Raw genomic sequence first — 20,941 nt, 5'->3', positions numbered from 1 at the left:
TTCTCGAAACAACAGAGCGAGAATAATCACCACCAGAAATAACCCAACAAACAACACCCACGTCACCGAGGCAGAGAGAATTCCGAAACCGACTCGTCGTAGTTCGCGTCCCACAGCACCAGTTTCGACACAGACCAAGTAATCGGCTCTATCTCCCGATCAGCCAACTCCCGAGCCTTCTCGATTGACCCACCACGCGCCAACGTGATGTGCGGTACGTAGTCTTCGCCCTCGATACCCTTAGCAACCGAAAATTCCGCAGAGAGCTGCTCGTGCAGTTCCAGAAGCCCCGGACTCTCCACGGTCAGATACACGACTGGTCCGTCACCACGAGCAGGCCGCTCGAAGTAATCGAACCCACTAACCCGCACTTCGAAGGCTGGCGTGCCCGCGAGCGCGGTCCGCAACTGTTCCCGGAGGCGAGAAACGCCGCCCGGTGGCGAATCGCCGAGGCGTTTGCCGACCAGCGTGTGGCGCTCCCGAATGGCGTCGAAGCCGAACAGGTCCGGGCGAAGCGTCTCGGCGAGACGGCTGATATCCCCCGGAACGGACACGTTGAGGCTGTACACGCTTGCGGTTGGGACGACGCGGCTATGAAAGTAGCGACGCGGCGACAGTGTTCGGTCGGCCAGTCGATTCGAAGTTATCGCCGGATGACTTGTTTTTCTTTCGAATGCAAACGTTGCCGCCCCGATAGACTTTAAACCCCTCGCGTCACAAGGAGGTAGTAATGACGCAGACCCGTCTGACCACGATGGTCGCCTCCGCTATGGAGAGCGACGGGTCTGGCTCCTTCTCGCCGCGACGACGACCGGGGCCTTTCTAGCCCCACTAATACCAATTCCATCGTTCTGACGACTTTCGCCGCCGACGCCACGCGTATCGTCTGCGAACTACCCAACCCTGCCAGATACGACGTTCCGGTCAGACACGACAGCTGACACCACCCGACAAATCAAGACAACCATGACGAGTACGACACCAAGCACGGAAGCAAATTCGAAAGTAGCGCTCGCCTTCTCCGGCGGCCTCGACACGACAGTCTGCGTCCCGCTCCTCGAAGAGGAGTACGGTCACGACGAAGTAATCGGCGTCACCGTTGACGTAGGCCAACCCGAGGCCGAGTTCGAAGAGGCAGAGGAAACCGCCGATGCGCTCGGTCTCGAACACTACGTCGTAGACGCCAAAGCCGAGTTCGCGCAACTCTGCCTCGACTCGGTGAAGGCAAACGCGACGTATCAGGGCTACCCGCTCGGCACCGCGCTCGCCCGCCCGGTCATCGCCGAGGCGATTCTGGAAGTCGCGGAAGAGAACGACTGCGCGGCCATCGCGCACGGTTGCACCGGCAAAGGCAACGACCAACTGCGCTTCGAGGCCGTCTGGCGCGAGTCCGACCTCGAAGTCATCGCGCCCGTCCGCGAACTCGGTCTCACCCGCGAGTGGGAGATGGAGTACGCCGACGAGAAGGACCTCCCCGTCGAGGGCGGCAACGAGGGCGACTGGAGCATCGACACGAACATCTGGAGTCGCTCGGTCGAAGGCGCGAACCTGGAAGACCCCGGCTACGTTCCCCCCGAAGACATCTACGAACTGACCGACGCCCCTGGCCAACAAGAGACCGAACTACTCGAAATCACCTTCGAGGACGGCGTCCCGAAGGCACTCGATGGGGAAGAGAAAGACGCCGTCGAACTGGTCGAAGAACTCAACGAACTCGCCGGAAGTCACGGCGTCGGGCGCACCGACATGATGGAAGACCGCATGCTCGGTCTGAAGGTGCGCGAGAACTACGAACACCCCGCGGCGACGACCCTGCTGAACGCCCACGAGGCACTGGAAGGCCTCGTGCTGACCGAGGAAGAACGCTCGTTCAAGAAACAAATCGACCAAAAATGGGCCGAGAAGGCGTATCAGGGTCTCATCTCCGCACCACTCGTGGGCGCGCTGGATGGGTTCGTAGACGCCACGCAGGAGAAGGTCACTGGCACCGTCACGGTCAAGTTCGAGGGCGGGCAGGCCCGTCCGGTCGCCCGCGAGAGCGAGTACGCGGTGTACTCCGAGTCGGCCGCCTCCTTCAACACCGAGACGGTGGACGGCATCGAGCAGGCCGACGCGACGGGCGTGGCGAAGTACCACGGCTTCCAGTCGCGCCTCGCAAACGAAGTCGCGGCGAAGGGCGAGGCGAAGAAGGCCGAACTGCTCGCGGATGGAAACGGCAAGCAGGACAGCGACGACGAGCAAGGTGAGCAGTAATCCATGAAGCAGGAATCCGCGCCCGAGACCAGCGACGTGGTCCGCCGCGACCGCTTCAGCGGCGGCCCCGCCCGCGGGTTCCTCTCCTCGATGGACGACGACGACCGCATCTTCGAAGCGGACCTCGCAGTTGACCGCGCGCACGTCGTGATGCTCGCCGAGCAGGGCATCGTCGGTGACGACGAAGCAAGCACCATCCTCGGTGCCCTCGAAGCGGTGGAGCAAGCAGGCTTCGACTCCCTGCCCGACGGCGAGGACGTTCACGCCGCCATCGAGACGGCGGTCGTCTCGAAGATTGGCGACGTTGGCGGGAAGATGCACACCGCGCGCTCGCGCAACGACGAGGTGGCGACCTGCATTCGCTACCGCTTGCGCGAGGACGTGCTGAGTGCAGTCGAGACGACACTGGCGCTCCGCGAGACGCTGGCCGACATGGCGACCGAGCACGCCGAGACGGTGATGCCCGGCTACACGCACCTTCAGCCTGCCCAACCCACGACCGTGGGTCACTACCTGCTCTCCTACGAGCAGGCAGTCGCCCGCGACACCGAGCGTCTGTTCGACGCGTACGAGCGCGTGAATCGCTCGCCGCTCGGTGCGGCGGCGTTCGCCGGGACGCCCTTCGACGTGGACCGCGAACGCACCGCCGAGTTGCTTGGCTTCGACGGTTTCGTGGCGAACTCGATGGACGCCGCCTCGGCGCGCGACTTCCTCGTGGAGGTCGTCGCCGCGCTGGCGAACCTCGCCACGACCGTCTCTGGCCTCGCCGAAGACTTGGTCGTCTTCTCGAACAAGGGCCTCGTGGAACTGAGCGACGACTACTCCTCGACCTCCTCGATCATGCCCCAGAAGAAGAACCCCGACACGCTGGAACTCGTCCGCTCCATCGCGGGCGACGCGTCGGCAGGACTCAACGGCCTGCTGACGACGCTGAAGGGACTTCCCCGCGCGTACAACCGCGACTTGCAGAACGCGACGCCCCACGCGTGGGACGCCGCAGACGCCGTGACCGACGCGGTGGAAGTCGCTGCAGGCGCGGTTGCGACGGCCTCGTGGGACGAGGACGCACTTGCCGAGGCCGCAGGCGAGGGCTTCTCGACGGCGACGGGAGTCGCCGACCTGCTGGCGATGCAGGGCGTGCCGTTCAGAAAGGCGCACGAGATGGTCGCAATCGCCTCGGAGAATGGGGCAGACTACGCCGCGCTCGATTCTGCAGCCGAAGACGTACTCGGCAACTCGCTGTCGAACTACGTCGAACCCGCCGCCGTCGAGGCCGCGCTGGACCCCGCCGAGAGCGTGGCGATGCGCGATTCGACCGGCGGCCCCGCGCCCGGCGCGGTGGCCGAACAGGTCGCTGCTGCCGAAGTCGGCGTCACGGCCGACGGCGACCAACTGGCCGACGAGCGCGAGTCCCTGACGAGCGCGTCGGCAGCACTCACGGAGGTGATGAACAAATATGATTAAACCACGGCCGGTCCCTTCCGGGACCACATTTATAAATCAGCGAACTCCAGCAATGGACTTCGTTTGACGCAGTATTCGCCCGAAAAACGCCGATAGCGACGCTTTTAGACGTTGTAATCTGTTTGACAAGTTCGAAGCCTTTAAGTGGGGCAGAGTGGTACGGAGAAGTACAATGGCCGAATGCGTACAGTGTGGAGCAGACGTGACCCTCCACGACAATGCAGAGGTAGGAGAGATAGTCGATTGCACGACCTGCGGCGCGGAACTCGAACTCGTAGACCAGAACCCGCCAGTCCTCGACCGAGCCCCGGAGCTCGAAGAGGACTGGGGGGAGTAAATTGCACGTCGAAATAGCTCCCTCTTTCGAGTCTGCGCTCACCACGAGGTGGTCTGCGTGAAGGTTGGAATACTCTACTCCCGGATTCGCAAGGACGAGAAGTTGCTCCTGAACGAGCTACGCGAGCGCGGCCACGACGTGGTGAAGATAGACGTTCGCAAACTCAACTTCGGGCTGTCTGAGACGCCCGAAGTCCTCGGGGAACTGGACGTCGTGGTAGACCGCTGTCTGGCCACGAGTCGCAGCGTCTACGCCACGCAGTTCTGCGAGGCCTACGGCGTGCCCGTGGTCAACTCGCCCGACACCGCCCAGACCTGCGCGGACAAGGTCCAGAACAGTCTGGCGCTGGAAGGCGCGGGCGTTCCCACGCCCGAGACGAAAGTCGCGTTCACCAAGGACGCCGCGATGGAGGCCATCGAGTCCTTTGGCTACCCCTGCGTGCTGAAGCCCGTCGTGGGGTCGTGGGGTCGCCTGATGGCGAAAATCGAGTGCGAGAGCGCGGCCGAGGCGATTCTCGAACACAAGGCCACGCTCGGCCACTACGAGCACAAAGTGTTCTACGTGCAGGAGTACGTGGACAAGCCCGGCCGCGACATCCGCGTGCTGGCGACCGACGGCGAACCCGTCGCCGCGATGGTCCGCTCGTCGGACCACTGGCTGACGAACGCCGCGAAGGGCGCGGAGACCGACGAATTCGAGTTGGACGACGAGGCAAAAGAGCTAGTCGAGAAAGCCAGCGACGCGGTTGGCGGTGGCTTGCTCGGAGTGGACCTCATGGAGACTGACGATGGTTATACTGTCCACGAAGTCAACCACACAGTCGAGTTCAAGTCGCTGAACGATGCCGTCGAGACGGACGTGCCCGCGACGGTAGTCGATTGGCTGGAAGTGAAAGCTGGCGCGAAACAGGAGCAGGAGGTGTTCGCCTGATGGCGGAAGCAGACGTGGCGAGCGCTGACGAGGCCGGAACGGACGCCGAGTCCGTCACCGCGACCGTCGTCGGCGCGAGCGGCTTCACGGGCGGCGAACTCCTGCGCATCCTCGCGGGCCACCCGAACTTCGACCTCGCGGAGGCGACGAGCAGAGAGTACGCCGGAAAGTCGGTCGGCTCTGTCCACCCGAACCTGCGCGGGACCGACCTGCGCTTCACCGAACCCGGCGACTACGAGTCGGTGGACGTGCTGTTCGCTGCGACTCCCCACGGCGTCTCGATGGAGTACATCGAGGAGTTCGAGGAGGCCGCCGAAACGGTCGTGGACCTCTCGGCTGACTTCCGCCTCGAAACAGAGGCACAGTACGACGAGTGGTACGACGGTCACACTGCGACCGAGTATCTGGACAAAGCCGTCTACGCCCTGCCAGAACTCCACCGCGAGGAACTGGCAGGCGCGAATCTCATCGCCGCAGGTGGCTGTAACGCCACGGCGACCCTTCTGGGACTCTACCCACTGTTCGACGCGGGGATTCTGGAAGGCCAGAGCGACATAGTCGTAGACGTGAAAGTCGGCTCTTCGGAGGGCGGCGCGGGCGCGAGCAAGGCGTCTTCGCACGCCGAGCGCTCGGGCGTCGTGCGCCCCTACGCGGCGACGGGCCACCGCCACGAGGCCGAAATCGAGCAGGAACTGGGCACCAGCGTGTCGTTCACCGCCCACGCCGTGGACATGGTTCGCGGCGCGAGCGCGACCTGTCACGTATTTCCTGACGAGCCTGTCTCGACGGGCGACCTCTGGGGAGCCTTCCGCGGAGCCTACGAGAACGAACCGTTCGTCCGCATGGCCGCCGGGGGAAGCGGCGTCTATCGCTACCCCGAACCGAAGGCCGTCGCGGGCACGAACTACGCGGAGGTCGGTTTCGAAGTTGACCCGAGCAACGGCCGACTGGTCGTCTTCTCGGCCATCGACAACATGGTGAAAGGCTCGGCCGGGCAGGCGGTTCACGCCGCCAACGTCGCGCTCGGCTTCGAAGAGACGGCCGGACTGGAGTTTCAGGGACTGCATCCCGTGGGTAGCCCATGACTGGAGACCAAAACGCGGACGAGTACACGAAAGAGGAACTCGAAACGGCGCACGAGCAACTCATCGACAACGACCTTGGAGATGATGGGCTTCGAGCGGATGGCAGTGGAATCGACGAGAACCCACCCGTCGTCGTGAAAATCGGTGGTGCCCGAGCGGTTGACCCCGCGGGCGCACTCGCCGACATCGCGCACCTCACGGCCAACGGCGAGGACGTGGTAGTCGTCCACGGCGGTTCGACAGCCGTGGACGACACCCTCGAAAAGCTGGGCGAAGAACCCGAGTACGTCGAATCGGAAAGCGGCGTCGTCGGCCGGTTCACCGACGAGACGACGATGGAGGTCTTCGAGATGGTGCTTCCCGGCAAGGTGAACACCGACCTCGTTTCGGGCCTCCAGAATCAGGGAGTCAACGCGGTTGGACTATCGGGCGTCGATGGCAAACTCCTGACCGGCCCACGCAAGTCGGCGGTCAAGGTGGTCGAAGACGGCCGCAAGAAAATCAAGCGCGGCGACCACTCCGGCAAAATCGAGTCGGTCAACACCGACCTGCTGAACACCCTGCTCGCGGGCGGGTACGTGCCGACCGTGACGGTTCCGATGGCCGGGCAGGAGAAGGATGGGAGTTGGACCGCGGTCAACGCCGACGCCGACCGCGCGGCCGCCGCAATCGCTGGCGCGCTCGGCGGCGACCTCGTGGTGCTGACCGACGTACCAGGGATTTTGGAAGACCCCGAGGACACAGACTCGCTCATCGAGACTGTCCAGACGCCGAGCGATTTGGACGCGGTCGAAGACGCCGCAGAAGGCTTCATGACGAAGAAGGTCATGGCGGCCATCGAGGCACTGGAAGGCGGCGCGAACAGCGTCACTGTCGCGGACGCGAACAACCGCGACCCGATTACGGCCGCCCAGACCGGTCACGGGACGACGTTCGAACCCGGCGCGGTCGGCGCAGGAGTGATGGAGCAATGAGCAGTTTCGTCTACAGCGAGAAACCCATCCAAATCGAGCGCGGTGAGGACGTGTACCTGTACGACGACGCCGACAACGAGTATCTCGACTTCGGCGCGAGTTACGGCGTGGCGGCAGTCGGCCACTGCCATCCCGAAGTCGTCTCGGCGGTGAAATCGCAGGTCGAGAAGCTGACATTCGTGCAGGCCAGCTACCCCAACTCCGCGCGCGACGCGCTCTACGAGAAGTTAGCGACGGTTGCACCCGGTAACCTCGAAAACGTCTGGCTCTGCAATTCAGGTACTGAAGCAAACGAAGCCGCGCTCAAATTCGCCCGGAGCGCGACCGGCAACTCGAAAGTCGTCGCCGCACAGCGCGGCTTCCACGGCCGGACGATGGGGTCACTCGCGGCGACGTGGAAACCCAAGTACAAGACGCCGTTCGAACCCTTGGCAGGCGATTTCGAATTCGTTCCCTTCGGTGACGAAGAGGCCCTGAACGAGGCAGTTGACGACGACACTGCCGCCGTTCTGCTCGAACCGATTCAAGGCGAAGGCGGCGTGAACCCCGCGCCGGAGGGCTACCTGCAAGCCGCGCGCGAGGTGACCGAGGAAACCGGCTCGGCGCTCGTCTTCGACGAGATACAGACCGGCCTCGGCAGGACGGGGACGTTCTGGGCCTGCGAACAGTACGGCGTCGTTCCGGACATCCTGACGAGCGCGAAGGGTCTCGGTGGCGGACTCCCAATCGGTGCGACGCTCTGTGCCGACTGGATAGCCGAGGACGCCGGACCGCACGGTTCGACGTTCTCCGGCGGGCCGGTCGTCAGCGCCGCCGCGGAAGCCACGCTCTCGACAATCGTAGACGAGGAGTTAGTCGGCAACGCGGCAGAAATCGGCAGTCACCTCCAGTCGAAACTGGGGGGTGGCGACTTGCCGATTCGGTCGGTTCGCGGCGAGGGACTGATGGTCGGCGTCGAAGTGAAACGCGGCGCGAACCGTCTGCTGAAGGGGCTGGCAATGAACCACGGCGTGCTGGCGCTCCCCGCGGGCAGAACCGTTGTGCGCCTGCTTCCGCCGTTGACCGTGACCGAAGCCCACGCCGACCACGTGGTCGAAGCACTCGAAGACGTGCTGACGGAGGCGACCGCATGACCTCGGACGCGGAGGGCGACCTGAGCGCGAGTGCAACCGAGCGCGAGACGGTCGGCGGCCAGAACGTCGGCGACGAGGAAGCCCAAGAGTTGCTCGTGGACCTCGTGTCGATTCCGTCGCCCACCGGCGAGGAACAGGAGGCCGCCGAGCGGCTTGCGGCCTTCTTCGAGACTCACGACCGCGAGGTCTGGATAGACGAGGTGGGCAACGTTCGCGCACCCGGTGACGACTCGGTGCTGTTGACTTCGCACGTCGATACGGTGCCCGGCGAGATTCCGGTTCGCGTTGCTCCGCAGGAGCAACGAGACGAAGGCGGTGACAGCGAGGCGCGACGCGCCTCGGGCCGTTCGAGCGGGCAAGGCCCGCGAGAAGAAACCGCCGGAGTACTCTGGGGCCGCGGGAGCGTCGATGCCACGGGACCGCTCGCCGCGATGGCCGTCGCGGCCGTCAGGACGGGCGTCAGTTTCGTCGGTGTCGTCGGCGAGGAAACGGACTCCCGCGGCGCGCGCTACCTCGTGGAGGACCGCGAGGCACCCGACGCCGTGGTGAACGGCGAACCCTCCGGCACGGACGGAATCACGCTCGGCTACCGTGGTTTTCTGGCCGGAGAGTACACCGTCAGCACGGACTCGGTGCACACCTCGCGCCCGGAGGCGAACGCGCTTCAGGAGGCGATGGCGTGGTGGCAACGGCTCGAATCGAAGTTCGACACCACTGGGACGTACGATGACACGTCCATCTTCGAGCAGGTGACGGCCAAACCCGTCGAGTTCTCGGGTGGCACCGCCAAAGACGGTCTTTCGGTCGAAGCGACCGTCGGTGTGCAGTTCCGGATTCCGCCGAGCGAGACGGCCGAATCGATTCAGGGACTCGTGGAGACTGAATTGTCGAGTGGCGAGGTCGAGTGGGCCGAACCGATTCCCCCGGTGATGGAGAGTCCGCGGACCGAGGTCGCGCGAGCGTTCCGAGTCGGGATTCGACGAGTCGGGGGCGACCCTCGACTACTACGCAAGACCGGAACCAGCGACATGAACCTCTACGCCGGAACGTGGGACTGCCCGATGGCGACCTACGGTCCCGGCGACTCCGAGTTGGACCACGCACCGAACGAACACCTCGACCTCGACGAGTTCGAGCGCGCGACGAGCGTCCTCGAATCCGTCGCCACCGACCTGCAATCATGAGCAAGTACGCGACCCAGAACGACGATTCGACCGAACCGACGATTCCACCGACCAACGACCACCAACCGAACCACTTCCTCGACGTGGACGACATCGGAGAAGACGGCCTTGCGGAAGTCCTCTCGACTGCCGCCGAGTTGAAGCAGGCGCACTACGAGGGGGAGAGCCACGCCGTCCTGCCGAACAAGAGTTTGGGGATGCTCTTCGAGAAACCCAGCACCAGAACGCGCGTCTCCTTCGAAGCGGGGATGACTCAACTGGGCGGCCACGCCGTCTTCCTCGGCCCGCAGAACACGCACTTGGACCGCGGGGAACCAGTCTCGGACACCGCCCGCGTCCTCTCGCGGTACGTCGATGCCGTGATGGCCCGCGTCTTCGACCACGAAGCCATCGAGACGATGGCCGAGTACGCGACGGTGCCGGTCGTCAACGGACTCTCCGACGACGCCCACCCCTGCCAGACGCTGGCGGACCTGTTCACTATCTACGAGCAGTTCGGCGGGTTCGAGGACGTGACCGCCGCGTGGGTCGGCGACGGCAACAACGTCGCCCAGTCGTTCGCGGTCGGGTGTGCGATGACCGGCGTCGAGTTGACGATGGCCACGCCGGAAGGGTACGAGCCAGACGAGGAGGTTCTGGCGCGTGCCGCCGAATACAGTGACGGCGAAGGTGATGCTCCGGAAGTTACTCACGACCCCGAGGAAGCAGTCACGGACGCCGACGTGGTGTACACCGACGTGTGGGTCAGCATGGGCCAAGAAGACGAGCGGGAGGCGAAACTCGGCGACTTCGACGGCTATCAGGTGAACGCGGAGTTGCTCGAATCCGCAGACGACCCAATCGTCATGCACTGTCTGCCCGCCCATCGCGGCGAAGAGATTACGGGCGGCGTGCTGGAGAGCGAGAGCGCCGTCGTCTGGAGTCAAGCGGAGAACCGCATGCACACCCAGAAGGCACTGTTAGCACATCTGCTGGATGCGAAGTAACCCAGAAAATCGGATTTTAGCGTCGCTGACTCATCGTGGCGAAGAGTGCGCCGAGGAGGACCCCGTAGACGAGATGACCCACGAGACTCATCGCGCTGAGGTTCGGAACTGGCGGTGGGTTCGAGAACCCCACGGCGTCGAGCCAGATTGGCATGACGAACCCGGCGGCGACGAACCAGAGGACGACGCCGTAGGCCGCCCCGAGGGCCGCGCCGGTCGTCTCTTTGGTGGCGTACTGCGACAGACTCGGCACGCCCACGACAGCGGCGTAGACCAGACCGAACACCACGCTGTCAGACCGAACACCACGCTGTCAGACCGAACACCACGCTGTGGAAGAGGTGAGCGACCCATCCCGCGACGAGACTCTCGACACCGTACAGCGCCCCGATGACGGGCATGATACCCATCACGAACTGTATCAGCAGTCCGAAGATGATGCCGCCGACGAGTCCGCCGACGGCACCGCTGACCCAGCGGTTCTGGAGGGCCGTCTCTCGTTGGACTCCGGTTTCAGTCTCTGCCATGTCACTCTGTGACGCTGTGGAGCGAGAAAAACAACGACGTTCGTTTCGAGACGTTCAGAGCGACAACGAAGACTTACAGAGCGACTACGTTCGATTACTCTCTATCGAGGCCTGCCACGTAGTCGAACAAAAAGTTCGTGCAGGTAAGCTCTCCACCGTGATAGCACAACCTATCTAATCGCTGTCAAGAGATGTCGATTCCGATAAGAGCAGGACGGTCAGCGAGTGAACAGAGTAGCTGGGACTCTCGAATCACACGTTGGACACTATTATGGAGGATGAAGTCGTTAGCTAAGCATGGCAATCATCGCCGAATTTTCAATTCCGTCCGAGGATTTCCCTCTCGGGGGTATTTTCGATGCGATTCCGGACGTGACTATCGAAATCGAGCGCGTCGTCCCTACGAAGAAAGCTATCTTGCCGTATTTCTGGGTGCGAAACGTGCCCGTCGAACGCGTTCAGAAGACGCTCGAAGACCAGGGAGCGTTAGATTCGTTCACCGTCATCGACGACCTTGGCGAACAGGGATTGTTTCGTGCCGACTGGGACATCAACACCGAAGGCGTCCTCACTGGAATCATAGATTCGGATCTCACGCTACTTGCCGCGACCGGAACGCAGGAGAATTGGGAGTTCGAGTTCCGTGCGGAAGTAAACGACCAGATAAAGAACTTCCAGCAGTACTGTACGGCCCACGACATCCGTGTCGAGTTAACCCGTCTTCATTCGGTCGGTGAAGCAAACAATAAGGGGCAATACAGTCTCACGTCGGACCAGCGCGAAGCCTTACTATTAGCGTACAACAACGGGTACTACGAGGTTCCTGCACAAACCAATCTCGAAGAGTTGGCCGCGGAAATCGGCATCTCACGCCAATCGTTCACCGACCGATTGCGACGAGGGAATAGTAACCTCATCGGTGATACGTTGGACATCGAGTGACCTCACCCTACTTATAAGACCTGCATATGCGGTTCGGGAACTCAATCGGTTTACGCCCTTACATAGTAACGAGCTATGATTTCCGATGACGGGTTCAAACGCAACTGAAACTAAACAGTCGAAAACAGCCAATACACAGACGCAAGAAGGGGAGAGGGAAGAATACCTAATACAGTCCGATGAAGCGGTTACTGAAGCTGTCGTTCGTGCTGTGCGGACCGAGAGAGAAACGGACCAATCGAAGTTGGTACCACTCTTTTCGAGAATCGACACGGAAGCCCTGAACTCGCTGTTTCGTTCGTCCACCGATACGGGAGTAACTCACACGAGTGGCACTGTTTCCTTCGATTACGAGGGGTATCACATCACGACTGATGGCACCGAAACCATCACTCTTAGCGAGAAAGCTTCTAGAGCGAATGTTTCGAATTGATTGTGATTTTTGCGATTCGAACGTGGAGTCCGAGACGTTGGAGCCATTCAAGCAGGAAGCGAGAACACATTTGGTAAACAACCATTACGACGACGTGCTCGCGGAAGTAAGTAACCGATATGACACCATCACCTGTCGGAACGACTGCGGATTCGACGTGCCGGTCGGAGTCAACAACGTTGCGGGATTAGACTGTCCGGAGTGTGGCCACGATAATACGTCTCCACTGTTCGAGCAGTATCTGTACTGGCGAATGACGAAGGAGAAATCCCAGTAAATCTCTTCTCCATAGTAGACTTCAGTTCGTACGTTGGGCCGACACAGACGCTGAGAGTCTCGAACGAGCCTACAACACGAGTTGCTCGTGGTGCGCAATTCGCTATCCAGACTAAATCGGAGCGACCCGAGCAGTCGTTGCGTGGTTGCTCCCGAGACGACGTTGCCCGGTAGTATCTTCTCACTGATGTGATATCGGCGAGGCCATCTTCGACGTTCACTCTGCCGCCTTGCTTGACGAAGCGACGAGCGATTAGCTTTCGAGTGATTGCTATCGTACGCAGCGATTCGTCGGGTCGAACCCTCCCGGCAGACAGATAGAAGCCCGGTGGTCTCCAAACGAAACGAAGGGGGTTGGAACCGAATGGTGCGACTAGGCTTCACCGGCGACGTGATGCTCGGCCGGTTAGTGGACGAGCGACAGCGATTCGAGAGGAGACCAGCGAACGCGGTCTGGGGGAACGTCTTCGATCAATTGTGTTCGCTCGACGGCTTGTTCGTCAATCTGGAGTGCTGTCTCTCGACGCGAGGCAAGCAGTGGACGCGGACGTATCGACCGTTTCACTTTCGAGCACATCCGGAGTGGGCAGTTCCCGCGCTCGAATCGGTGGGCGTCGATTGGGCGACGCTGGCGAACAACCATCTGCTGGATTACGGGGAGACGGCACTGCTCGACACGCTCGACCACCTCGATGGCGCGGGAATCGCTCGCTCGGGGGCGGGAGAGACGCTTGCGGAGGCCCGAGAGCCAGCGAAAATCGAACTCAGTACAAGTGCAGACAGCGACGACGACCTCCGAGTCGCGTTCGTCTCGGCGACGGACAACACGCCCGAGTTCGCCGCGAAAACGGAGCAACCGGGCGTTGCGTATCTCGACTCGCGGGACGAAACAGGGAGTCGAGCGGTGCTGGCCGAGCAGTTGGCCAGTGCCAAGGAGTCTGACCCCGACCTGCTCGTCGCCTCGCTCCACTGGGGACCGAACATGGTCGAAGCGCCGCCGCGCCACTTCAGCGAACTCGCCCACTGGCTCACAGAACAGGGCGTAGACGTGATTCACGGCCACAGCGCGCACGTGTTTCAGGCAGTCGAGGTGTACGACGGGTCGCTCGTATTATACGACTGTGGCGACTTCGTGGACGACTACGCGGTAGACCCCGCGCTTCGAAACGACCGGAGCTTTCTGTTCGAGGTGGTAGTGGAGGAGAAAGGGAAGTGGGAAGTGACGGAGCTACGACTGACGCCAACAGAAATCGACGACTGCGCCGTCCATCTAGCGAGCGACGGCGGCGCGGAGTGGACTCGACAGCGGATGCGAAAGCTGTCGAAACCGTTCGGCACGACGTTCGAGCGAGACGGAGAAGCGTTGGTGCTGGCGCTCTAATTCAGAGGGTCTCGACGTAGGGGAAGACGACGCCGAGAACGAGGCCGTAGACGACGTGGCCCACGAAGCTCTTCGAACTGACGTTCGGAACGTCAGGCGCGTTCGGGAAGCCCACGGCACCGAGCCAGATGGGCATCACGAGGACTGCGAGGACGGCCCACGTGAGCAGACCGAAGCCGACGCCGAGACCGACGCTCTTGGCCGTGGAATCGATGTTCAGTGAGCTTGCAATGGCCGCGAAGACGACGCCGAGGACGAGCGCGTGGAAGAGGTGAACGACCCATCCTGCGGCGATGCCGCTGAGGCCGTACATCGCTGGGATGGCCTTGCTGATTACTGGGTTCATCTGGGTGGTGAGCATCACACCCATCGCGACTCCGCCAAGGAGTCCCGCGAGGACACCGCCTTTCAACGCGGTCGTTCGAGTCGCCGTTCCGGCCGCTGTCGTGGTCTCTGAGGACATGCAGTGATAGCTACGACGGACGTGAAGATGGCCGTTCGGCGCGCGTGCGGCGGGTTGCACACAGTGCAAAGATATATGGGCAAGAATTCGGACAGCTTTTTCTTTCGACGCCCGATTTGAACGGTCCTGCCTGAGTTTACCCATCTGAATCTCTATTAGACCTTTTCCAACTCGTGTTAGAGCGTCACAGTCGCAATACTACCACTAACCCACTGACTTTTACCCGTCGCTACCCTCCCGCAGAACGATGAGTCTCGATTTGTCTGGGGACCGTTCGGAAGCCCCCGCAGTCGCCGACGACGGCGTCTGGTTGGCCTGCATCGAGTGTGAGTGGATGGGCGCGCCGTTCGAAGAAGTCCGGTATCGCTGTCCCGACTGTGACGGCCTGCTGGAAGTTCGCTACGACGAGCATCCGACGTTCGACGAGTTCGAGGGAACTGGCGTCTGGCGCTACGCCGACGCGCTTCCCTTCGACGCAGGCGTCAGCATCGAAGAGGGCAACACGCCACTCTACGCTGTCCCGACCATCGAGGACGAAGTCGGCGTGGCCGACCTCAGAGTCAAACACGAGGGCATGAACCCGACGGGAAGTTTCAAAGACAGAGGCATGACCGTCGGCGTGAGAGTCGCCGAGGAACTGGGCGTCGGTCGTCTCGCCTGCGCCTCGACTGGCAACACGAGCGCGGCGCTGGCCTGCTACGGCGCGCGAGCGGGCACTGAAGTTCTCGTCCTGCTTCCTGCCGGAAAAGTCGCCGCCGGAAAGGTCGCGCAAGCAAGTCTCCACGGCGCGCGGATTCTGGAAGTCGATGGCAACTTCGACGCCTGTCTCGACATCGTCTCGGACCTCGCCGAGCGCGGGGAAGCGTACCTTCTCAACTCGCTGAACCCCTTCCGACTGGAGGGCCAGAAGACCATCGGCCTCGAAATTATCGAGCAGTTTCGGGACCAGACCGGCGACCTGCCGGACCGAATCGTCCTCCCCGTGGGCAACGCGGGCAACACCGCGGCGCTCTACAAGGCGTTCAGAGAACTCGTCGCGGCCGGGGAGTTGTCGGTCGAAGAAGTACCGACCCTGACCGGCGTACAGGCCGAGGGCGCGGCCCCCATGGTCGAAGCCATCGAGGAGGGCAACGACGAAGTTCGGCGCTGGGACGAAGTCGAGACCCGCGCGACCGCCATCCGAATCGGCAACCCAGTCAACGCGCCGAAGGCACTACCGGGGATTCGAGAGACCGGTGGGACTGCGGTGGCAGTCTCCGACGAAGAGATTACCGACGCCCAGCGCGCACTCGCACGGGATGGCGTCGGCGTCGAACCTGCCAGCGCGGCCTCCGTCGCGGGACTCCGGAAACTCCGCGAGTCGGGCGAGATTGGGAGTGAGGAGCAGGTCGTCTGCCTGACGACCGGTCACTTGCTGAAAGATCCCGACGCCGCGGCGGCCGCCGGTGCGGACCCCGAACCGGTTCCGGCCGACACCGAGGGCGTGCTGGAACATCTCGGAGAGTAGATACTGGACCACGAAAGGCGGACGACTGCCGCGAGACAGGCGTCTGACGCCGTCGTTCGCTTGTCTGACGCGATTTTTTACCCCTTGGGACCGTGTATATTTTCGTGAGCGCCGATACCCCAAACCAGGCTCACGATGCGGCCCCCTCGATGGCACACGACGGAGACGACGAACTGGTCGTGGTGGTCTGCCCGCAACGTGTACACGACCGAATCCGGCCCGAACTCGAAGAAGGCCGCGCAGAGCTTTACGAACGATACGAACAGCGGTACGAGGACTTACTGGCCGAACGGGCGCAACTCGAAGACGAAGTCGCCTGCCTCGAAAACCAACTTGACCGCAAAGAGTCCCAACTCGACGCCGTCGTCACCCGGAACGAGCGAATCTTAGAAGAGCGCACGGAGTCGTATCAGCGAGCAATCGCCGACCAACAGAGCGACACCAGCGACGTGCAGTGGACCGGAACTAAGCAGACGCCCGGTCTGCTCGCGCGACTGAAAGACTGGCTCGGTTTCTGACTCGCCTGTCTCCCTCTCCACGCGCTCACTACCCCTTCGGTTCTGCTTCTCGGCCAGTCCGTGCGAGCCAGACGACGATTGCACCACTGACGAGTAAGCAGGCCAGCAAGCCCGCGAACGCCACGGTGTAGGAGGCTCGTCCGGCGACGAAGCCGACGTACGTTGTCCCGAGACTGCCGAGACCGATGTAGACGGTGCGAGTCGCACCGAGGTCTCCACCCATGCTTCCGTCCGGAAACGCGTCCATCAGGAACGCCTGCATCACCGGCGGGTACGCCATCAGGCCCGCCGCGAAGACGACGACACCACCTGCGACGAGCGCGGTGCCAGAGACCGACAAGATTCCAGCGAGCGCGAGCGTGGCGAGCGCGAGCGCGGCCGCTGCGACCCGAGACCGACCGAATCTGTCGCCGAGCGACCCAGCCAACGGTTTGACGAGCGCGCCGACGACGAACAGCGCGGCGAACCCGCCGCTGGCGAGTCCGGGCGGGAAGTCCTTCGCCCGCTGGAGGAACGTCGGCAGGAACCCCGCCGCGCTCTGCCACGTGAAGGCGTACAGCGAGTACGCGAGCAAAAGCCACCGCAGTCGCCGGTTGCCGAGCAGTCGGCGGGCCGTGTCGGTGGTGTCGCTCGCGGCGTCCGCGAGCGATTCGGGGTCGAATTGTGGGAGCGTGTAGCTCTCACGACCCCACAGATGGAGCGCGAGCGCGACGAACACTACGACGGCGACGACCGGAATGTACGCCGCACGCCACGTGGCGATTGCGAGGACGGCTACTGCGAGTCCGGCCGCCGTGGCACCACCCACGTCACCGGAAGCGGTGTGCAGACCGAACGCCTGCCCGCGACGCTCTACGAACAAGTCCGAAACGAGCGCACGCGCCGGAGTTGGGTAGAGACCTGCACCGGCACCGACGACGGCGGCACCGAGCAAGAAGACGGAGTAGCCCGAAGCGGTAGCGAGAATAGAGAAGCCGACCGCGAGCAGGGAGAGTCCGGCGACCAGCAGCGTCTTCCGAGTGAGTGCGTCCGAGAGGCGACCGCTCGGAAACTGGCCGAGCGCGTACAGCCCCCACAACAGCGAGAAGGCCATTCCGGATTGGAGTTCGGTGATGGCGAGTTCGTCCATCACCGTCGGCAACAGCGGCGAGAGGACGAGGCGACCGGTCTGGATGGCCGTCCATCCGAGCGAGGCCACGAGGAGCAATCGACCGGAGTAACCGGTGAGCAGTCGCTCTCGGTCGTCGCTCGACTCCTCGGCGTGGCCGTGGGACACGCTCGAAGGAAACGGGTGCAGGTATTTGAGTTCGGTCGTTGCGGCAGAGCGCCAGGTGTAGGTGCCGGTCGTCTTCGACTCGGTTACTTCAGCTCGGTTACACCATCAGTGTCGCAACTCGGACACCACGCGTGGTCCGCGTCGAACCCAGCACCGCAGTTGACGCACGCATAGGCTCTGTCCGTGTCGTTTTCCGCTGACGCGCCGAGTTTCGTGAATTCTTTTGCTCGTCTCCCGATGTCGTTGAGGATACTCATTGGCCAGGCTTGGATTTGCGGACCACACCAAAATAAGCGACGGCCGTCGTCGGGTTTCGAACGTTTGATTCCCGACAGAAGAGCGCGACCGTCGAACGTTCAGTCCATCTGTTCGACGAAGGTGACTCGCCAACAGTCTTCGTCGGTGAGTTCGGCCGGAGAGAACGGAGTCGAATCGGCCACGCGGGACAGCGGACGCACGGCCATATACTTCGGCACGCAGACCCGCGAGAGGAGCGGTCGTTCGTCGCTCACGAAACCGAATTTGGCGAGCAGTTCGCGCGGCAGCGTCGAGTCGGACACCGCGATGATGTTCGCGTCCTCGTTGTCTTCGAGGAGGACGGCGAGCAACTTCGTGAACGCCTCGGAGTGAGAGTTCGGCGGGAGCGCGTCCGCGATGAGGACTTTCTTCCCGTCTCGAGTTCTGGTGGTGAGGGCTCCAATCGGGCGGCCCTCGCGGCGCGCGACGTACGTCGTGTGGTCGTAGTTCGGCGCGTCGAACGTCCAGCGGTAGAACTGCGAATCGCGGTGGACGTGCAGTTTCGCTGGTGGGGCAGAGTCGTACAGCGACGCCAGCGTCTGGGCAGGGACAGTCGAGTGGGTGGTAACGTCAACGTCCTCCGCTACGCTCGCAGACAGGTCGCGGGCACCGAGGTACGCACTGGCTACCGAATCTGCTGCGCGGCCGAGTGCTCGCGCCGCACTGCCGACGCCGACTGAGTCGAGGACTTCGGCAGGGCGTTGGAGTCGGTAGTAGTTCGTGACTTCGTCTACTGCCACCCAGCCGAGTTTCTGCTGGGCACCGAACGCCGACTCGTTGGGGAAGTTGAAGAAGAACGCCGGGTCGCCGTCGGTGTACCGGTCGATGGCTTGCTTGGTGATACGAGTGTAGAGACCGTTTCTGCGGTGGTCGGGGTGAACCACCGCGTCCGTCGGTTGGAGTGCGAGGACAGACATCTCGCCACGCCGAATCCGACAGGGAAGGTAGCCTTGTGCCCCGACGATTTCGCCGTCTCGCTCCGCGACGGTGATGGGGACGTGCGAGAGATACGGGTCCTCGACGTACTTCCAGTCGAACCAGTCGGCGGTCGGTGTCCAGTCCCACTGCACGTCACAGAGCGACAGGAACCCCGACCGGTCGCCTGACTCGAACCATCTGACCGAGTAGTCGTCGGTCAAGTCGCGCGGTTGCTGTCGAGACATGGCTCCAAGTAACGCACGTCTCAGTCTTTGTTATTGGATACTTAGCGAGCGACAAAAATGAGATAACGCCGACAGTTGCACGCCGACCACGGACGCGGTCCAGGACAGTGTCGCGGTTCCGTACTGCGATAAGTAGGGTAAACTCGGTGGGGCGAACTGGCTCGACTACTCTCCAGTACCGTTCAGTTCGATGTACTGCACGCCGATGATGCGCTCGTCGCTTTCGAGTGCTTGCTTGGCTTCGTCGGACACCTGTTCGTCCAGTGTGTAGACACTCAGTGCCTCCCCGCCGATAGTCTCGCGGGCGTTGAACATCCCCGCGATGTTGACTTGGTGGTCGCCCAGCACGGTGCCGATGAACCCGATGACGCCCGGTGCGTCCTCGTTTCGCGCGACGAGCATGTGACCGTGCGGGATGGCATCGACGCGGTAATCGTCGATGCGAACGATTCGGGGGTCGTCACCCGCGAACAGCGTGCCTTCGACGCTAATCTCGTCGTCGTCACTCCGGACGGTGACGCGGACGAGACTCTGGAAGTCGTCGGTCTGACGAGTCTTGCTCTCGGTGACTTCGACGCCGCGGTCCTCCGCGATTTGGGGCGCGTTGACGGCGTTGACCTGCCATTCGAGCGGTTGGAAGACGCCCTTCTGCGCGCTGGCGGTGACGAGTTCTACGTCCTCTTCGGCGATGTCGCCCTCGTAGTGGACTTCGATGGACTCGATGCGCTGGTCCAGCAGTTGCGTGGCGATTTTCCCCGCGGTTTCGGCGAGGCCGATGTATGGTTCGACGCGCGGGAACGCGCTCTCGTCGATGGAGGGCGCGTTCAGCGCGTTGACGACCGGTTCTTCGGCGAACGCGGCGACCACTTGGTCGGCGGTGCTGGTTGCGACGTTCTCCTGTGCCGCGGAGGTACTCGCACCGAGGTGGGGCGTGACGACTACGTCGTCTACCGAGAGGAGCGGGTTGTCCTCCGAGACCGGTTCGTCGGCGAACACGTCCACTGCGGCACCAGCGAGAACGCCGTCTTCGACGGCTTCCGCGAGTGCCGCTTCGTCTACGACACCGCCGCGAGCGCAGTTGACCAGATACCCGTCTTCGAGTTCCGCGAGTTCCTCGTCGCTGATGAGATTTTCAGTTTCGGGGGTGAGCGGCGTGTGAACCGTAAGGAAGTCCGCACGGGCGAGACAGTCGTCTAAGCTGACCAGTTCCGCACCGAGTTGGGCAGCGCGGTCCTCGCTGATGTAGGGGTCGTACGCGACGAGGTCCATCCCCAGCGAGTCGAGTTTCTTCGCGACTTCCTGTCCGACGCGGCCGAGGCCGACGACACCGAGCGTCTTGCCGTTGACCTCGGTGCCGAGGTAGTCGCCCTTCGCCCACTCGCCACCCTTGAGTCGGACGTGGGCTTGCGGAATCGACCGTGCGGCGGCGAACGCCATCGCGACTGTGTGCTCTGCGGCGGCCCGGACGTTGCCCTCCGGGGCGTTAGCGACGATGACGCCGTGTTCGGTCGCCGCGTCGATGTCGATGTTGTCTACGCCGATACCTGCGCGGCCGACGATGACGAGTTCCGAAGCGGCCTCGAAGACCTCCTCGGAAACGTCCGTGCCAGAGCGGACGATGAGTCCGTTTGCGTCCGCGACCGCAGAGAGCAACGCGTCGCCCTCTACGTCGTATGCGGTTTCGACTTCGTGACCAGCCTCGCGAAGCCGGTCTAACCCTGCATCGGCGATAGGGTCCGTGACGAGGACTTTCATAAATATCACCACCGGTTCAGACGGGATAACCCTTTGCCCGTCTGTACAATTTGCCGC

The 20,941-nt window shown here is 62.8% G+C and carries 22 protein-coding genes; 15 read left to right on the top strand and 7 right to left on the bottom strand.

Annotated features, from left to right (window positions below; translation table 11 throughout):
- Positions 1-62: 62 nt before the first annotated feature.
- Positions 63-569: a 2'-5' RNA ligase family protein gene (locus F7R90_RS17170; protein WP_158058613.1), complete on the bottom strand. Its 507-nt coding sequence runs from the start codon at positions 567-569 to the stop codon at positions 63-65.
- Between the two features lie 397 nt (positions 570-966).
- Between F7R90_RS17170 and F7R90_RS17165 the strand changes: the two genes are divergently transcribed.
- The 9 genes from F7R90_RS17165 to argF all read left to right on the top strand — a co-directional run bounded on the left by F7R90_RS17165 (position 967) and on the right by argF (position 10,346).
- Positions 967-2,253: an argininosuccinate synthase gene (locus F7R90_RS17165; RefSeq protein WP_158058612.1), complete on the top strand. Its 1,287-nt coding sequence runs from the start codon at positions 967-969 to the stop codon at positions 2,251-2,253.
- A gap of 3 nt (positions 2,254-2,256) precedes the next feature.
- The gene (argH, locus tag F7R90_RS17160; protein WP_158058611.1) at positions 2,257-3,717 is read left to right on the top strand and encodes an argininosuccinate lyase; all 1,461 of its coding nucleotides are present in this window, start codon (positions 2,257-2,259) and stop codon (positions 3,715-3,717) included.
- Positions 3,718-3,889: 172 nt separating this feature from the next.
- On the top strand, positions 3,890-4,054 hold the full coding sequence (gene lysW / locus F7R90_RS17155) for a lysine biosynthesis protein LysW (RefSeq protein ID WP_158058610.1): 165 nt from the start codon (positions 3,890-3,892) through the stop codon (positions 4,052-4,054).
- Between the two features lie 57 nt (positions 4,055-4,111).
- Positions 4,112-4,984, top strand: a complete 873-nt coding sequence (lysX, locus tag F7R90_RS17150; RefSeq protein ID WP_158058609.1) for a lysine biosynthesis protein LysX — start codon at positions 4,112-4,114, stop codon at positions 4,982-4,984.
- The gene (argC, locus tag F7R90_RS17145) at positions 4,984-6,069 is read left to right on the top strand and encodes an N-acetyl-gamma-glutamyl-phosphate reductase (protein WP_158058608.1); all 1,086 of its coding nucleotides are present in this window, start codon (positions 4,984-4,986) and stop codon (positions 6,067-6,069) included. The genes lysX and argC overlap by 1 nt, the downstream gene beginning before the upstream one ends.
- Entirely contained in the window at positions 6,066-7,043 is a 978-nt protein-coding gene (locus F7R90_RS17140; protein WP_158058607.1) for an acetylglutamate/acetylaminoadipate kinase, read from the top strand. The genes argC and F7R90_RS17140 overlap by 4 nt, the downstream gene beginning before the upstream one ends.
- Complete coding sequence (locus F7R90_RS17135; RefSeq protein ID WP_158058606.1) at positions 7,040-8,176, top strand: aspartate aminotransferase family protein; 1,137 nt, start codon at positions 7,040-7,042, stop codon at positions 8,174-8,176. The genes F7R90_RS17140 and F7R90_RS17135 overlap by 4 nt, the downstream gene beginning before the upstream one ends.
- On the top strand, positions 8,173-9,360 hold the full coding sequence (locus F7R90_RS17130; protein WP_158058605.1) for a [LysW]-lysine hydrolase: 1,188 nt from the start codon (positions 8,173-8,175) through the stop codon (positions 9,358-9,360). Before F7R90_RS17135 ends, F7R90_RS17130 begins: the two co-directional genes overlap by 4 nt.
- Entirely contained in the window at positions 9,357-10,346 is a 990-nt protein-coding gene (gene argF / locus F7R90_RS17125) for an ornithine carbamoyltransferase (protein WP_158058604.1), read from the top strand. The genes F7R90_RS17130 and argF overlap by 4 nt, the downstream gene beginning before the upstream one ends.
- A gap of 16 nt (positions 10,347-10,362) precedes the next feature.
- Here argF and F7R90_RS22560 read toward each other — a convergent pair whose 3' ends face one another.
- Positions 10,363-10,635, bottom strand: coding sequence for a DUF6789 family protein (locus F7R90_RS22560; protein ID WP_225741208.1), 273 nt, complete (start codon positions 10,633-10,635; stop codon positions 10,363-10,365).
- Positions 10,636-10,639: 4 nt separating this feature from the next.
- Positions 10,640-10,873, bottom strand: coding sequence for a hypothetical protein (locus F7R90_RS22555; protein ID WP_225741207.1), 234 nt, complete (start codon positions 10,871-10,873; stop codon positions 10,640-10,642).
- A gap of 297 nt (positions 10,874-11,170) precedes the next feature.
- On the opposite strand from F7R90_RS22555, the gene F7R90_RS17115 reads away from it, so the two are divergent.
- The 4 genes from F7R90_RS17115 to F7R90_RS17105 all read left to right on the top strand — a co-directional run bounded on the left by F7R90_RS17115 (position 11,171) and on the right by F7R90_RS17105 (position 13,905).
- Positions 11,171-11,815 carry a helix-turn-helix domain-containing protein gene (locus F7R90_RS17115; protein WP_158058603.1) on the top strand — a complete coding sequence of 215 codons (645 nt, stop codon included), beginning with the start codon at positions 11,171-11,173 and terminating at the stop codon, positions 11,813-11,815.
- 85 nt (positions 11,816-11,900) lie between these two features.
- Positions 11,901-12,248, top strand: coding sequence for a HalOD1 output domain-containing protein (locus tag F7R90_RS22845; protein WP_192498349.1), 348 nt, complete (start codon positions 11,901-11,903; stop codon positions 12,246-12,248).
- A 70-nt stretch (positions 12,249-12,318) separates the two neighbouring features.
- Positions 12,319-12,525 carry a hypothetical protein gene (locus F7R90_RS17110; RefSeq protein WP_158058602.1) on the top strand — a complete coding sequence of 69 codons (207 nt, stop codon included), beginning with the start codon at positions 12,319-12,321 and terminating at the stop codon, positions 12,523-12,525.
- Between the two features lie 363 nt (positions 12,526-12,888).
- The gene (locus F7R90_RS17105) at positions 12,889-13,905 is read left to right on the top strand and encodes a CapA family protein (RefSeq protein WP_158058601.1); all 1,017 of its coding nucleotides are present in this window, start codon (positions 12,889-12,891) and stop codon (positions 13,903-13,905) included.
- A 1-nt stretch (position 13,906) separates the two neighbouring features.
- On the opposite strand, the gene F7R90_RS17100 is transcribed toward F7R90_RS17105, so the two are convergent.
- Positions 13,907-14,368 carry a DUF6789 family protein gene (locus tag F7R90_RS17100; protein ID WP_158058600.1) on the bottom strand — a complete coding sequence of 154 codons (462 nt, stop codon included), beginning with the start codon at positions 14,366-14,368 and terminating at the stop codon, positions 13,907-13,909.
- Positions 14,369-14,615: 247 nt separating this feature from the next.
- Here F7R90_RS17100 and thrC point away from each other — a divergent pair, with 247 nt between their 5' ends.
- Together thrC and F7R90_RS17090 are read left to right on the top strand one after the other, a co-directional pair.
- Positions 14,616-15,875, top strand: coding sequence for a threonine synthase (thrC, locus tag F7R90_RS17095; RefSeq protein ID WP_158058599.1), 1,260 nt, complete (start codon positions 14,616-14,618; stop codon positions 15,873-15,875).
- A 149-nt stretch (positions 15,876-16,024) separates the two neighbouring features.
- A complete protein-coding gene (locus tag F7R90_RS17090) occupies positions 16,025-16,393 on the top strand; it encodes a hypothetical protein (RefSeq protein WP_158058598.1) in 369 nt (122 codons plus the stop codon).
- A gap of 28 nt (positions 16,394-16,421) precedes the next feature.
- Here the strand turns inward: F7R90_RS17090 and F7R90_RS17085 are convergent, their stop codons facing one another.
- From F7R90_RS17085 to serA, 3 genes are all read right to left on the bottom strand, one after another.
- Positions 16,422-17,669, bottom strand: a complete 1,248-nt coding sequence (locus F7R90_RS17085; RefSeq protein WP_158058597.1) for an MFS transporter — start codon at positions 17,667-17,669, stop codon at positions 16,422-16,424.
- Positions 17,670-18,025: 356 nt separating this feature from the next.
- Complete coding sequence (locus F7R90_RS17080) at positions 18,026-19,129, bottom strand: GNAT family N-acetyltransferase (RefSeq protein ID WP_158058596.1); 1,104 nt, start codon at positions 19,127-19,129, stop codon at positions 18,026-18,028.
- A gap of 165 nt (positions 19,130-19,294) precedes the next feature.
- Positions 19,295-20,884 (bottom strand): phosphoglycerate dehydrogenase, encoded by a 1,590-nt coding sequence (gene serA / locus F7R90_RS17075; RefSeq protein WP_158058595.1) that lies wholly within the window; start codon positions 20,882-20,884, stop codon positions 19,295-19,297.
- Between the last annotated feature and the right edge of the window lie 57 nt (positions 20,885-20,941).

It is taken from the genome of Halorussus halophilus, from assembly GCF_008831545.1.
Lineage (GTDB): Archaea > Halobacteriota > Halobacteria > Halobacteriales > Haladaptataceae > Halorussus > Halorussus halophilus.
This window is presented reverse-complemented; position numbering and strand designations above follow the sequence as displayed.